This window comes from Streptomyces sp. NPDC059567, from assembly GCF_042735655.1.
Taxonomy (GTDB): domain Bacteria; phylum Actinomycetota; class Actinomycetes; order Streptomycetales; family Streptomycetaceae; genus Streptomyces.
In genome coordinates this window covers 92,250-105,267 of the sequence record NZ_JBHWBS010000012.1, presented here as the reverse complement: position 1 = coordinate 105,267, position 13,018 = coordinate 92,250, and the positions used below count along the sequence as shown (strand labels likewise).

General features: G+C 71.6%; 12 protein-coding genes. 6 read left to right on the top strand and 6 right to left on the bottom strand.

Translation table 11 applies throughout. The features are described 5' to 3' along the window. Positions 1 to 1,145: 1,145 nt before the first annotated feature. The 4 genes from ACFVZW_RS09120 to ACFVZW_RS09105 form a co-directional block, all read right to left on the bottom strand. Positions 1,146 to 2,300 carry a diguanylate cyclase domain-containing protein gene (locus ACFVZW_RS09120; protein ID WP_384518920.1) on the bottom strand — a complete coding sequence of 385 codons (1,155 nt, stop codon included), beginning with the start codon at positions 2,298 to 2,300 and terminating at the stop codon, positions 1,146 to 1,148. Positions 2,301 to 2,419: 119 nt separating this feature from the next. Beyond that, positions 2,420 to 3,208, bottom strand: coding sequence for an enoyl-CoA hydratase/isomerase family protein (locus tag ACFVZW_RS09115; protein ID WP_384518917.1), 789 nt, complete (start codon positions 3,206 to 3,208; stop codon positions 2,420 to 2,422). 38 nt (positions 3,209 to 3,246) lie between these two features. Next, positions 3,247 to 4,386, bottom strand: coding sequence for an adenylate/guanylate cyclase domain-containing protein (locus ACFVZW_RS09110; protein ID WP_384518914.1), 1,140 nt, complete (start codon positions 4,384 to 4,386; stop codon positions 3,247 to 3,249). A 167-nt stretch (positions 4,387 to 4,553) separates the two neighbouring features. Then, positions 4,554 to 5,405 carry a biotin--[acetyl-CoA-carboxylase] ligase gene (locus tag ACFVZW_RS09105; protein WP_384518911.1) on the bottom strand — a complete coding sequence of 284 codons (852 nt, stop codon included), beginning with the start codon at positions 5,403 to 5,405 and terminating at the stop codon, positions 4,554 to 4,556. Between the two features lie 133 nt (positions 5,406 to 5,538). Between ACFVZW_RS09105 and ACFVZW_RS09100 the strand changes: the two genes are divergently transcribed. Further along, the gene (locus tag ACFVZW_RS09100) at positions 5,539 to 7,131 is read left to right on the top strand and encodes an acyl-CoA carboxylase subunit beta (RefSeq protein ID WP_376432783.1); all 1,593 of its coding nucleotides are present in this window, start codon (positions 5,539 to 5,541) and stop codon (positions 7,129 to 7,131) included. A 9-nt stretch (positions 7,132 to 7,140) separates the two neighbouring features. After that, positions 7,141 to 7,353 carry an acyl-CoA carboxylase epsilon subunit gene (locus ACFVZW_RS09095; protein ID WP_384518907.1) on the top strand — a complete coding sequence of 71 codons (213 nt, stop codon included), beginning with the start codon at positions 7,141 to 7,143 and terminating at the stop codon, positions 7,351 to 7,353. A gap of 102 nt (positions 7,354 to 7,455) precedes the next feature. Here the strand turns inward: ACFVZW_RS09095 and ACFVZW_RS09090 are convergent, their stop codons facing one another. Further along, positions 7,456 to 8,820: an MFS transporter gene (locus ACFVZW_RS09090; protein ID WP_384518904.1), complete on the bottom strand. Its 1,365-nt coding sequence runs from the start codon at positions 8,818 to 8,820 to the stop codon at positions 7,456 to 7,458. A gap of 70 nt (positions 8,821 to 8,890) precedes the next feature. Between ACFVZW_RS09090 and ACFVZW_RS09085 the strand changes: the two genes are divergently transcribed. The 3 genes from ACFVZW_RS09085 to ACFVZW_RS09075 all read left to right on the top strand — a co-directional run bounded on the left by ACFVZW_RS09085 (position 8,891) and on the right by ACFVZW_RS09075 (position 10,355). Continuing rightward, positions 8,891 to 9,526 carry a TetR/AcrR family transcriptional regulator gene (locus ACFVZW_RS09085; protein WP_384518901.1) on the top strand — a complete coding sequence of 212 codons (636 nt, stop codon included), beginning with the start codon at positions 8,891 to 8,893 and terminating at the stop codon, positions 9,524 to 9,526. Between the two features lie 75 nt (positions 9,527 to 9,601). Next, the gene (gene mmpB, locus ACFVZW_RS09080) at positions 9,602 to 9,730 is read left to right on the top strand and encodes a morphogenic membrane protein MmpB (protein WP_329116777.1); all 129 of its coding nucleotides are present in this window, start codon (positions 9,602 to 9,604) and stop codon (positions 9,728 to 9,730) included. Positions 9,731 to 9,749: 19 nt separating this feature from the next. Continuing rightward, the gene (locus tag ACFVZW_RS09075; protein WP_384518898.1) at positions 9,750 to 10,355 is read left to right on the top strand and encodes a nucleoside triphosphate pyrophosphatase; all 606 of its coding nucleotides are present in this window, start codon (positions 9,750 to 9,752) and stop codon (positions 10,353 to 10,355) included. A 14-nt stretch (positions 10,356 to 10,369) separates the two neighbouring features. Here ACFVZW_RS09075 and ACFVZW_RS09070 read toward each other — a convergent pair whose 3' ends face one another. Next, positions 10,370 to 10,795 (bottom strand): hypothetical protein, encoded by a 426-nt coding sequence (locus tag ACFVZW_RS09070; protein ID WP_384518895.1) that lies wholly within the window; start codon positions 10,793 to 10,795, stop codon positions 10,370 to 10,372. A gap of 363 nt (positions 10,796 to 11,158) precedes the next feature. On the opposite strand from ACFVZW_RS09070, the gene ACFVZW_RS09065 reads away from it, so the two are divergent. After that, positions 11,159 to 12,913, top strand: coding sequence for an acetyl/propionyl/methylcrotonyl-CoA carboxylase subunit alpha (locus ACFVZW_RS09065; RefSeq protein WP_384518892.1), 1,755 nt, complete (start codon positions 11,159 to 11,161; stop codon positions 12,911 to 12,913). Positions 12,914 to 13,018 lie beyond the last annotated feature (105 nt).

Sequence of the window (13,018 nt, the reverse complement as noted above, 5' to 3'; positions counted from 1 at the left end):
GGGGGGGGGGCGGGCGGGGCGGGGGGGCGGGGGGCGCGGGCGGGGCGGGGGGGGGGGGGGCGCGGCCCCCCCCCCCCCCCCCGGGCGCGCCCCCCCCCCCCGACGCGGGCTTGGCCGGGTCGGCCGCGGGCGCCTTGGTCGTGACTGCGGGGGCTACGTCCACCTTGATGTCCACGCCCTTGGGCGGGGCGTCGGGCCCGTGGGTGCACAGCCCCGCCTCGGTGCGGTAGACGCCTGTGCAGCGGTCACCCCTGTCAGCCGCCTTGAGACCGTCGTAGACCATCCCACGCGCGGCGTCGTTGGCGGGCACGTCGACGATGGGCGCCGGCTCCTCGTCCTTGGCCGGGGCGGCGGCCGGCGCGAGGGTGTCCGTCGCGGATTCGGCCTGTGCGGATGCCTCTGCCCGGGCGGATGTTCCCGCCTGGGCGTCGCCCCCCATTCCGGAGTAGGCGACACCTCCGGCGATCACCGCCGCCGATGCGATGGCGGCGGTGACGAGTATCAACCCCCTTGGCTTGCGCCGATGTTCACGCTTCCTGCGATGTCTAGTCATGCGCACCTCAAATCCTTGGTCGGAGGAGTGGGTGCGCGAAGCCTGCCAGACGCATGTGGTGGAGAATTCGGGCAAAGGGGAATGGCCGTTGAGATATCTGACTGTTACCTCTATTGCGAGATTTGATGAACAGTCAACTCTTCGAAAGCTAAAGGGAGTTACGCCAGCAGACCCCCAATGGACCAGACCTTGTCAGGGATCTCGTTATTGAATCGAGATATACGGAGTGGGCCTATTGACGGCAATTCAGTAAAGGTTTCACCCAATTACTACCTCCTGAATTCCTCCCGTCACGAGCCGTAAGGAATCACTCGCTCCCGCACAGGAGCGGACCGACCGGCTCCGACGCACTCCACGCAACTGCTCCAGCGCGAGGAGGTCTTCGGAGACCGCCGCCGAACTCGAGCCGGCGTGCCGTCGTTGCCGAAGGACACGACCGCCACACAGACGGGACGGCGGCGAAGGGACGGGGCGCGAACGGACCGAGGCCCGTGAAGGGGTCACAGACGACGACATGCCCGGTGGGCAACGCCAGGTCCACGGGCGCCGGGTGACTGACGGCGCGTACGGCGACACCCCGGCAGTGCAGGGCTCAGCGCGGAGCCGCACCCTCGGGCCCCCGGTCCTCCGGCGGGGCCGGCGGTGCGTCGCGGAAGCGCCGACGGTCCCTCGCTCCCGGAGGGGCGTCCGCGAGGGGGATGACCGTGCCGTCGCGGCCCGCCACGACCGGTTTCGCCGAGCGGGCCGCCTTCGCCTGGTACTGGGCCGCGTCCGCCAGGCGGAAGAGGCGGCGGGCGGACTTGAGCGGGCCGATGGGGTCGCCCGTCGACGCCACCCCGCAGGCGACGCCCTCGCCGAGCTCCAGCTCCCCGGCCCGTACGCACAGTTCGTCCGCTACCGCCACCACCTCGTCGGACGTCGGGCCCACCGAGAGCAGGCAGAACTCGTCGCCGCCGAGGCGCGCCGACAGGGCGCCGGGGAGCATCGCGCCGCACCGGGAGAGCACCGAACCGAACCGTTCCAGCAGGCGGTCGCCCACGGCGTGACCGTGGGCGTCGTTGACGCGCTTCAGGCCGTTCAGGTCACAGACCACCAGGCTCACGACGGAGCCGTCCGTGCGGTAGCGCTCGATCGCCTCGTCGAGCCGGGTGTCGACGGCGCGGCGGTTCGCGAGGCCGGTCAGCGGGTCGGTGAAGGCCAGCTTCCGCACCTCCTCCAGCCGCTCCGCCTGGGCGATGCCCGCCGCCACCACGGCCGCGAGCACCGCCGCGAAGTCGGCGTCGTCGCGGTCGAAGACCGCCGCCCCGGCGGGGCGCGCCACGTACAGCTCGCCCCAGGCCCGGCCGTGCAGCACGATCGGCGCGACCACGCAGCAGCCGCGTCCGCGCTTGCGCAGCCCGGTGACACGGCCGGTCGGGACGCGGTCGCCGGCGGTCTCCACCCAGGCGTCCGGCTCGCCGCCGCCCGCCCACTGGGCGTGCAGGAACTCGGTGATCTCCGGGAACTGGTGGACGGGGTAGGTCTCGGCGTCGGGGAACTCCTCCTCCCCGACGGCCCGCTCCCCTGCGTTCACCAACACCTTCAGCCGGCCGCGGTCCCGCTCCCAGACGGACAGTGCGGCGAAGTGCCCGCCGAGCGCGTCGCGGGCGCCGAGCGCCGCCGCCCGCCAGAACTCGCGCGGGGTGTGCGCCGCCGCCATCGCCTGCGCCAGCGCCACCACGGCCCGCAGCCGCACGTCCTCTCCCATTCCTCCAGCTTAGGGACGTTTCTTCTGTTTTTACCGGTGAGGCGTCACGGAAAGTCACATTACGAACATTTGCGGAACTTCTCACCCGTTCGGCGGTTACTCACACGGCTCTCGGCCGATCACTCACCCGGCCACGCGGGCTTTCGCTTCTCGTTGAACGCCGCCACGCCCTCCGCACGGTCCCCCGAGAACGCGACGGACCGCCAGGCCGCGTCCTCGACCTCCAGACCGGCCCGCAGGTCGAGGCCCTGCCCGAGCCGCATCGCGCGCTTCGCGGCGCGCAGCCCGACCGGGGAGTTGGCCGCGATCCGGCCGGCCAGCTCCATGGCGGCCGTCCGCGCGTCCTCCTCCAGCAGGTCGACGAGCCCCAGCTCGCGGGCCTCGGCGGCCTCGACCCGGCGCGCGGTGAAGACCAGCTCGGCCGCGCGGGCCGCGCCCACCCGGCGCGGGAGGAGCTGCGTACCGCCGCCACCGGGGATCACTCCCACGGAGACCTCGGGCAGTCCGACCACGGCCGTCGCGTCGGCCACGATCACATCGCAGGCGAGCGCCAGCTCGAAGCCGCCGCCGAGGGCGAAGCCGTGCACCGCGGCGACGGTCGGCATCGGGAGTTCCAGGACGCCGGTGTAGGCACCGCGGGCGGTCGGGCGCTGGCGGACGAGCTCGGCGTCGGTGAAGGAGTTGCGCTCCTTGAGGTCGGCGCCGACGCAGAAGGCCCGGTCGTTGGAGGAGGTCAGCACCGTCACCCGTACCGATGCGTCGTCGGCGAGCGCCGCGCACGCCGCGCCGATGGAGCGGGCCATCTCGGAGGAGACGGCGTTCATCGCCTTGGGCCGGTCGAGGACGAGCTCGGCGACGAACCCCTCCTTGCGGACCGCGACGAACTCACCAAAGCGCTGCTCGGACATGACCGCACCCTCCCGGTTAACGACTGTTCACCAGGATCCTAGGTGGGGCGGCGGCTCAGCTGCCAGGGCTCCACGACACCGAGGCCACGGACCGGCCGCTGCCACATCGGCTGGAGTGCGAAGCGGTACGTCGGGGGCTCCTCGCCCTCCTTCTCGGCGCGGGCCGCCTCCTCGGCCGCCTGCGTCTCCGAGACCGGCGCGTCACCGGTCCGGGTCAGCTCCTCGGCGAGCGCGCCGTCGACCAGGACGGTGTCCTTGGGGGCTATCGACGTGAGCCGGCTCGCGAGGTTCACCGTCGTGCCGAAGACGTCGCCCATGCGGGTCGTCACCGTGCCGAAGGCGATGCCGACCCGGAGCGCCGGCATGGTCTCGTCGTGGCTGAGCGTCTCGATCAGCCGCAGCGCGATCTCGGCGGCCGTGCCGGCGTCGTCGGCCGCGTACAGGACCTCGTCGCCGAGCGTCTTGATCAGCCGGCCGCCGTGTGCGGCGACCAGGTCGGCGCAGGTCGTCTCGAAGGCCTCGACCAGCTCGCCGAGCTCCTCCTCCTCCAGGCGGCGGGTCAGCCGGGTGAAGCCGACCAGGTCCGCGAAGCCGACCGCGAGGCGCCGGTCGACCATCTCCTCGTCGTCGGCGGCCTGCACGACGCGGCCGGTGGCGGCGGCGAGCTGGCGGCGCCAGACGTAGATCAGGAACTCCTCCAGCTCGGGCAGGAGCAGCTCGACCAGGGGGTACGTGACCTCGGTGCGGGTCATGCCGGGCTCGGGGGGCTCGGTGAGGCCCTCCAGGAACGAGTCGATCTGCCACACGGCCAGCCGGGCGGTCGTCTGCCCCGTGGACCGAGCGACCTGCACGGCCATCGGCTCGCTGAGCAGCCCCGCCTCGACGAGACCGGCGAGCCGGCGCAGGGCGAGGACGTCGGCCTCGGTGAGCGCCTTGGCCTGACCGATGTCGGCGAAGCCCATCGCGCGCCAGAAGCGGGAGGCCAGCTCCATGGAGACGCCCGCGGTGCGTGCGGCCTGGAAGGGGGTGTAGCGGCGGTCGGCGCCGAGGATGAGCTGTTCGAGGCGGATGGCGAGCGGGTCGTCCGTCGGCTCGGCCGTGTGGTCGACCACATGGTGGGGGGTGGGGTACGCCGGTGGCTCGGCCTCGCCGCCGTTGTGCGCGTCGTCGACGGTCACCGGCCGCCTCCTGCCCGTTCCCTGCCCACTGCCCTGCCGATCTGTCGCCTGGATCGCGCTCCACGATACGACAGGTGTGTGCCAGCTCACGCCGTAACGTCCACCTCACCGTGTTTAGGACGCCCGTTCCTCCACCGGCTGAACGGGCGTCCCGCGGCGCTGGTTCCTCAGTCCCCCGCGCGGAGGTGGACGATGTCGCCCGCCGAGACCGCCTCGGTGCCGCCGCCCTCCGTGGCCACCACCAGGCGGCCGTCGCCGTCCAGCGCCACCGCGTCGCCCTCCAGCATCCGCTCGCCCGGCAGGTCGGCCCGGACGCGGCGGCCGAGGGTCGCGCAGCCGGCGGAGTAGGCCTCCTGGAGGCCGGAGGCGGCGGGGTTGCCGTCCGCCCGCACCCACTCGCCGTACCAGTGCTCCAGGGACCGCAGGACGGAGCGCAGCAGGGTGTCCCGGTCGGTCGAGATCGCGTTCGCGAGGAGCAGCGAGCCCGCCGCCGGGACGGGCAGCTCGTCCTCGCGCAGGGTGACGTTGATGCCGAGCCCGACGACGATGGCGTCCTCGCCCGCCCGCTCGGCGAGGATGCCGCCGGTCTTCCGCTCCTCGCCGCCGATCGAAACCAGCAGGTCGTTCGGCCACTTGAGGGAGAGGTCCACCCCGGCGGACTTCGCGAGCCCCGTCGCCGCCGCGACTCCGGTGAGCAGCGGCAGCCAGCCCCACCGGTGCACCGGCACGGCGGGCTTGAGCAGGACGGAGAGGAAGAGCCCGGACCGGGCGGGCGCGATCCAGCTGCGGTCGAGGCGACCGCGGCCCTCGGTCTGCTCCTCGGCGACGAGCACGGCCCCTTCGGGCAGCTCGTCGGCGCGGGCGGTCAGGTCGGAGTTGGTGGAGCCGGTGGTGGTGACCACGTCGAGCGAGGTCCACAGGCCGTCGGGGAGCACGAGAGCACGGCGCAGCGAGGCGGCGTTGAGCGGGGGCCGGTCCAGGTCGGACCAGGGCCCTCCTGAGCCATGAGAGGACGTCATGCAAGCCAGACTAGGTGTGGCAAAGACCGCAGTGCCGAACCGTATCGGCGTCGATACCCTACGGATCAGTAGCCGAGCATTAGCCCATTCGTAGCCAACGAACCCCCGTGACCAGGCAGGGAGCCGCATCCCGATGTCCGAGTCGGTAGAGCCGCAAGAGATCGACATTCACACGACCGCGGGCAAGATCGCGGATCTGCAGCGCCGTATTGACGAGGCGACCCACGCCGGTTCCGAGCGTGCCGTGGAGAAGCAGCACGCGAAGGGCAAGCTGACCGCGCGGGAGCGCATCGAGCTGCTGCTCGACGAGGGCTCCTTCGTGGAGCTCGACGAGCTGGCCCGGCACCGGTCGACCAACTTCGGCCTGGAGAAGACCCGGCCCTACGGCGACGGCGTGGTCACCGGCTACGGCACCGTCGACGGGCGCCCGGTCGCCGTGTTCTCGCAGGACTTCACGGTGTTCGGCGGAGCCCTCGGCGAGGTCTTCGGCCAGAAGATCATGAAGGTGATGGACTTCGCCCTGAAGACCGGCTGCCCGGTCGTCGGCATCAACGACTCCGGCGGCGCCCGCATCCAGGAGGGCGTCATGGCCCTCGGCATGTACGGCGAGATCTTCCGCCGCAACACCCACGCCTCGGGCGTGATCCCGCAGATCTCCCTGGTCGTCGGCCCCTGCGCGGGCGGCGCGGTCTACTCCCCCGCGATCACCGACTTCACGGTGATGGTGGACCAGACCTCGCACATGTTCATCACCGGCCCGGACGTCATCAAGACGGTCACCGGCGAGGACGTCGGCTTCGAGGAGCTGGGCGGCGCCCGGACGCACAACACCACCTCCGGTGTCGCGCACCACATGGCGGGCGACGAGAAGGACGCGATCGAGTACGTCAAGTCCCTGCTGTCGTACCTGCCGTCGAACAACCTTTCCGAGCCGCCGGCCTTCCCCGAGGTCGCCGAGACGGAGGTGAACGACGAGGACCGCGAGCTGGACGTCCTGATCCCGGACTCCGCGAACCAGCCGTACGACATGCACACCGTCATCGAGCACATCGTCGACGACGGCGAGTTCCTGGAGACCCAGGCGCTGTTCGCGCCGAACATCCTGACCGGCTTCGGCCGGGTCGAGGGCTTCCCGGTCGGCATCGTCGCCAACCAGCCGATGCAGTTCGCCGGCTGCCTGGACATCAATGCCTCCGAGAAGGCGGCGCGCTTCGTCCGCACCTGCGACGCGTTCAACATCCCGGTGATCACCTTCGTCGACGTGCCGGGCTTCCTGCCGGGTGTGGACCAGGAGTACGGCGGCATCATCCGCCGGGGCGCCAAGCTGATCTACGCGTACGCCGAGGCGACCGTCCCGCTGATCACCGTCATCACGCGCAAGGCGTTCGGCGGCGCGTACGACGTCATGGGCTCCAAGCACCTGGGGGCCGACCTCAACCTCGCCTGGCCGACGGCGCAGATCGCGGTCATGGGCGCGCAGGGCGCGGTGAACATCCTGCACCGGCGCACCATCGCGGCGGCCGAGGACCAGGAGGCCGAGCGCGCCCGGCTCATCCAGGAGTACGAGGACACGCTCCTCAACCCGTACACGGCGGCCGAGCGGGGCTACATCGACGGCGTGATCATGCCGTCGGACACCCGCCCGCAGATCGTGAAGGGCCTGCGTCAGCTGCGGACGAAGCGGGAATCCCTGCCTCCGAAGAAGCACGGCAACATCCCCCTGTAAGGAGCCGCTGTGATCAAGGTCGTACGAGGAAACCCGACCCCGGAGGAGCTGGCCGCCGCACTGGCGGTGGTCCAGGCCCGGGCCGCGGCGACGGCGGCGGCGTCCGCGGCCGGCGGCGGCCCGGTGGTTCCCGAGAGCTGGTCGGACCCGTCACGGATCGCGCGAGCGGTACGGCCCCGGCCGGGGCCGCGCTCCTGGGCGCGCTCCTACTGGCCGGCCTAGCCGGTCCACGCACACCGAAAGGCCGGACCTCTTGTGCGGGAGGTCCGGCCTTCGTGCGTCCGGGGTCGGACAGGGCGCGCGCCGCGGCCGCCTGAGGAGCGGTCAGGAGCGGCGCAGGAAGAGTCCGGCGAGGACCGCGCCCACCAGCACGATCGCGGCGTTGACGAGGACCGCGAGGCCGATGCCGTCGAGGACCGTGGTGGAGGTGACCACGACGGCGCTCATGATCGGCGTGCCCATGGTGATGCCGATCTGCTGGGTCATGGTGGCGAGCCCGGTCGCCATCCCCTGCTCGGAGTCGGGCAGTCCGGAGGTCGCGGTGACCATGAATCCGACGATCGCGAGCATGTTGCCGACGCCGCCGACGAAGGTCCCGGCGAGCAGCAGCCAGAGCCAGGCCGGGTCGTCGCCCAGGGCGTACAGGGAGAGGGTGGCGGCGGCCTGGAGGAGCCCGCCGCCGACGAGGGCGGCCCGGGCGCCGTAGCGGCCGATGAACCGGGAGGCGTACACCCCGCCGAGGACCGTGCCCGCGCCGAGGACGCCGAACGAGAGACCGGCCGCGAGCGGCGAGAAGCCGAGGACGTCCTGGAGGTAGAGCGTCATCAGGAAGACCAGCGAGGTCTCGGTGACGAAGGCGACGAGCCCGGCGAGGTTGCCGTGGACGACGGTGCGGCGCGTGAGGATCCGTACGGGTACGAGGGGTGAGGCGGCGCGCCGCTCCACGAACCAGAAGGCGACCAGCAGCGCGACGCCGACGGGGAGTGCCAGGGGTTCGGTGGTGAGGCCGTGGACGAGGGCGAGGAGTCCGCCGGTGACCGTGATCGCGCCGGGGATGTCGAGGCGGGGGCGGACGGCGGGGCGGCTCTCCTTCAGGACGGCGGGGGCGACGACGAGCACGGCGAGGGCGACCGGCACGTTGATGAAGAAGGCCCAGCGCCAGGAGAGCACGTCGGTCAGGACGCCGCCGAGGACGGCGCCGGTGGTGAAGCCGGCCGACATGAGCGCGCCGTTGAGGCCGAGCGCCTTGGCGCGCAGGGGGCCCTCCGGGAAGGAGGAGGTGAGCAGGGAGAGCCCGGCGGGGGTGACCGCGGCTGTGGCGAGGCCCTGGGCGACACGCGCGGCCATCAGCATCCCGGGGTTCGTGGCGAGACCGCCGACGAGGGAGGAGATGCCGAGGAGCGCCATTCCGGCGAGGAAGAGGCGGCGGCGGCCGACGATGTCGGCGACGCGCCCGAGGAGGAGGGTGAATCCGGCGGCGGCGAGGGCGAAGGCGGTGGCGATCCACTGGAGGTTGCCCAGGGTGAAGCCGAGTCCTTCGCCGATGACGGGCAGGGCGACGTTCAGGATCGAGAAGTCGACGGCCAGCATGAACTGGGCGACGAGAAGGACGAGGAGGACGAGTCGCATCCGTCCGTCCATGCGGTCGGTACGGACGTCGGTGTGGGACCCGAGAGCGGTGGCAACCATCAGCGAGACCTCTTAATGGGGTTCTGGTTCCGTTAAGATGTCCCGTACCGTAGCAGACTCGAAGGCGTTAATGGAACAGGAGACCCGTTTGACTGAGAGCCAGCCGGCCGTGCCCGGCACCGTGCGCCCCGGGGGCCGTACCGCGAAGGTGCGCCGGGCCGTCCTCGACGCGACCGAGGACGCCCTGGCCGCGGCGGGCTTCCACGCGCTGAACATGGACCATGTCGCCGCGAGCGCGGGGGTCGGCAAGACGACCGTCTACCGCCGCTGGGGCTCCCCCGTCGGTCTCGTCGCCGACCTGCTGCGCGACATGGCGGAGCAGTCCCTGCCGGCCTCCGACACCGGCAGCCTCGCGGGCGACCTGCGGGCCAACGCCGCGCTCGTCACCAAGACCCTCACCGACCCCCGTATGGGCGCCGTCTTCCGTGCGGTCATCGCCGCCGCGGCCTGCGACGAGGAGTGCGCCGAGGCGCTGAACGGCTTCTACCGGGCCCGTCTGGAGGAATGGGCCCCGGCCGTGAAGCGCGGCGCGGCCCGCGGCGAGATCCCGGCCGAGACGGACGGCCTCGAACTGCTGCGGGCGGTCTCGGCCCCGCTCTACTACCGCTTCATGATCACGCGCGAGCCGCTGGGCCCGGCGGACGCGGAGCGTGCGGTCCGGGCGGCGCTGTCGGCGGCCGGTGACGGAGTGTTCACCACGCCGTAATTAGTCCGTCGGCACCCCGGCGCCTGAGTACGGGTACTCAGGCGCCCAGGCCGTCCCACCAGCAGGATCGTGGTCATGCTCTGGTCCGACCCGAAGAACGAGCCGCCGAAGGAGATGCGCGACATGCAGGCCATGCTGCGTCGCGCGTCCATCCTGCTGGCCCTGGCGATGGTGGTGGCGATGTTCGTGGTCGGCCTTCACTGACACTGGCTACGCTTCCCCCATGACTGCTGATCGCCGCCGTGTCGTGCTCGCCTCCGCCTCGCCCGCCCGTCTCGGACTGCTGCGGCAGGCCGGACTCGCCCCCGAGGTCATCGTGAGCGGCGTCGACGAGGACAAGGTGCATGCGCCGACTCCCGCCGAACTCGCCCTCGCGCTCGCCGAGGCCAAGGCCGCCCACGTGGCCGCACGCCCCGAGGCCTTCGGCGCCCTGGTCATCGGCTGCGACTCCGTCCTGGAGCTCGACAAGCAGGCCCTCGGCAAGCCGGCCGACGCCGAGGAGGCCACCGCGCGCTGGAAGTCGATGCGCGGCCGGGTGGGCATCCTCCAGACGGGTCACTGCGTGTACGACACGGCGGCCAAGCGCTACGAGTCGGCGACCGCCTCCACCGTCGTCCGTTTCGGTGAGCCGACGGACGCCGAGATCGCCGCGTACGTGGCGAGCGGCGAACCGCTGCACGTGGCGGGCGCGTTCACGCTCGACGGCCGCTCGGCGCCGTTCATCGACGGCATCGACGGGGACCCGGGCAATGTGATCGGCCTGTCGCTGCCCCTGCTGCGCAACCTGCTCGCCAAGCTGGGGATCTCCATCACCGACCTGTGGACCTGACGGCCGCGCCGGTCCTACGCGGGCGCCGTCGCCTCGTCCAGGGCGTCGGCGCCCTTTCCGTACGCCACCAGCGTCAACACCACGAGACCGAGCACCACGGTCATGAACGCGAAGGCGCCCCAGCCGATCAGACCGATCGTCACCGCGCCGAGCACGCCGTGCACGACGGCGCAGCCGATGAGCAGGCCCCGGCCGGCGCGCCCGGGGCGCTTGTCGCGTATGCCGGCGATGAGGGCGACGGTGGCGCAGAGCGCGAGCAGCAGCCCGGAGACGATGCCGAGGGCCCACGTACCGGTCACCATGTGGTCCGGGTCGAGGCCGTCGAGGGACATCGACTGGATCTCGACGAACCGTGCCATGACGGCGTTGAGCGCGACGATGGCCGGTGCCTCCAGGAAGAGCACCGCCGCCGTCACGAGAGCTATCGGTCTGCGGGCCACCTGGGCCACCCCCTGAAAAACGGCTGTTACCTGCAGTACGGATGACAGCGGGAAGGCTACTGCCGGGTAAACCTCCGGACAAGGGTCCGCGCGTACGGATGAGGCGGCAAAGAATCATTGCGCCATTCGTAGGGACTCCACAAAGAAACCTGATCCGCGACTGGTCCCTTGAACAGAGACCTGTGCCACACCTCGGAGCTACTGTGCCGTAGAGGAACCCTGCGTACCGTGGTACGACAAGGGATTTCACGACCCGAGCAAGCCTCGTATCACGCTCCGTGTGGGCAAGCTCACCACTGGGGACGGGTCGAAGTGCCGTGTCGGCAGTCCCTAAACTCAGCTTGTTTCAAGGAGGGAGCCATCGTGCGCAAGGTGCTCATCGCCAACCGTGGCGAAATCGCTGTCCGTGTCGCCCGTGCTTGCCGGGATGCCGGGATCGCCAGCGTAGCCGTCTACGCCGATCCGGACCGGGACGCTCTGCACGTCCGCGCGGCCGACGAGGCGTTCGCTCTGGGCGGTGACACCCCGGCCGCCAGCTATCTGGACATGGCCAAGGTGCTTCAGGCGGCGAAGGACTCGGGCGCGGACGCGATCCACCCCGGCTACGGGTTCCTTTCCGAGAACGCCGAGTTCGCCCAGGCCGTGATCGACGCCGGTCTGACCTGGATCGGCCCGCCGCCGCAGGCCATCCGTGACCTCGGCGACAAGGTGGCGGCCCGTCACATCGCCCAGCGCGCGGGCGCCCCGCTCGTCGCGGGCACGCCCGACCCGGTCTCCGGCGCCGACGAGGTCGTCGCCTTCGCCGAGGAGCACGGCCTGCCGATCGCGATCAAGGCCGCCTTCGGTGGTGGCGGTCGCGGTCTGAAGGTCGCCCGCACCCTCGAAGAGGTGCCGGAGCTCTACGACTCCGCCGTCCGTGAGGCCGTCGCCGCCTTCGGCCGCGGCGAGTGCTTCGTCGAGCGCTACCTCGACAAGCCCCGCCACGTCGAGACCCAGTGCCTGGCCGACTCCCACGGCAACGTGGTCGTCGTCTCCACCCGTGACTGCTCGCTCCAGCGCCGCCACCAGAAGCTCGTCGAGGAGGCCCCCGCGCCGTTCCTCTCCGAGGCGCAGAACGCCGAGCTGTACGCCGCCTCCAAGGCGATCCTGAAGGAGGCCGGCTACGTCGGCGCCGGCACGGTCGAGTTCCTGGTCGGCGTCGACGGCACGATCTCCTTCCTGGAGGTCAACACCCGTCTCCAGGTCGAGCACCCGGTCACCGAAGAGGTCACCGGCATCGACCTGGTCCGCGAGATGTTCCGGATCGCCGACGGCGAGGAGCTGGGCTACGACGACCCGGCCATAAGGGGTCACTCCTTCGAGTTCCGTATCAACGGCGAGGACCCGGGCCGCAACTTCCTGCCCGCGCCCGGCACCGTCACCACCTTCGACGCGCCGACCGGCCCCGGTGTCCGCCTCGACGCGGGCGTCGAGTCCGGCTCGGTCATCGGCCCGGCCTGGGACTCGCTCCTGGCCAAGCTGATCGTCACCGGCGCCACCCGCGAGCAGGCGCTCCAGCGCGCCGCCCGCGCCCTGGCCGAGTTCAAGGTGGAGGGCATGGCCACGGCCATCCCGTTCCACCAGGCGGTCGTCGTCGACCCGGCGTTCACCGCGGACCCGTTCCGTGTCCACACCCGGTGGATCGAGACCGAGTTCGTCAACGAGATCAAGCCGTTCGCCCCGGCGGGCTCCGACGCCGAGGAGGACGAGTCGGGCCGCGAGACGATCGTCGTCGAGGTCGGCGGCAAGCGCCTGGAGGTCTCGCTCCCGTCCTCGCTCGGCATGACCCTGGCCCGTACGGGCCTGGCCGCCGGCGCCAAGCCGAAGCGTCGTGCCGCGAAGAAGTCCGGCCCGACCGCCTCCGGCGACACCCTCGCCTCCCCGATGCAGGGCACCATCGTGAAGGTGGCCGTCGAGGAGGGCCAGGAGGTCAAGGAGGGCGATCTGATCGTCGTCCTGGAGGCCATGAAGATGGAGCAGCCGCTCAACGCGCACCGCTCCGGCACGGTCAAGGGCCTGTCGGCGGAGGTCGGCGCGTCGATCACCTCCGGCGCCGCGATCTGCGAGATCAAGGACTGACGACCGACGGCTCAGGCCGTTTGTACGCTGGGAAGGGGGCGCCCGCCCACCCCCCGCCGCGCGCCCCGCGCGGGGGGCCCGGGGGGGGGCGCCCGGGGGGGGGGG

What these genes read in the sequence shown, in the direction of transcription:
- ACFVZW_RS09120 (WP_384518920.1), bottom strand. Translation starts at nt 2,300, where the DNA reads ATGGGAGAGGACGTGCGGCTGCGGGCCGTGGTGGCGCTGGCGCAGGCG.
- ACFVZW_RS09115 (WP_384518917.1), bottom strand. Translation starts at nt 3,208, where the DNA reads ATGTCCGAGCAGCGCTTTGGTGAGTTCGTCGCGGTCCGCAAGGAGGGG.
- ACFVZW_RS09105 (WP_384518911.1), bottom strand. Translation starts at nt 5,405, where the DNA reads ATGACGTCCTCTCATGGCTCAGGAGGGCCCTGGTCCGACCTGGACCGG.
- ACFVZW_RS09100 (WP_376432783.1), top strand. Translation starts at nt 5,539, where the DNA reads ATGTCCGAGTCGGTAGAGCCGCAAGAGATCGACATTCACACGACCGCG.
- ACFVZW_RS09090 (WP_384518904.1), bottom strand. Translation starts at nt 8,820, where the DNA reads ATGGTTGCCACCGCTCTCGGGTCCCACACCGACGTCCGTACCGACCGC.
- ACFVZW_RS09085 (WP_384518901.1), top strand. Translation starts at nt 8,891, where the DNA reads ATGGAACAGGAGACCCGTTTGACTGAGAGCCAGCCGGCCGTGCCCGGC.
- mmpB (WP_329116777.1), top strand. Translation starts at nt 9,602, where the DNA reads ATGCTCTGGTCCGACCCGAAGAACGAGCCGCCGAAGGAGATGCGCGAC.
- ACFVZW_RS09075 (WP_384518898.1), top strand. Translation starts at nt 9,750, where the DNA reads ATGACTGCTGATCGCCGCCGTGTCGTGCTCGCCTCCGCCTCGCCCGCC.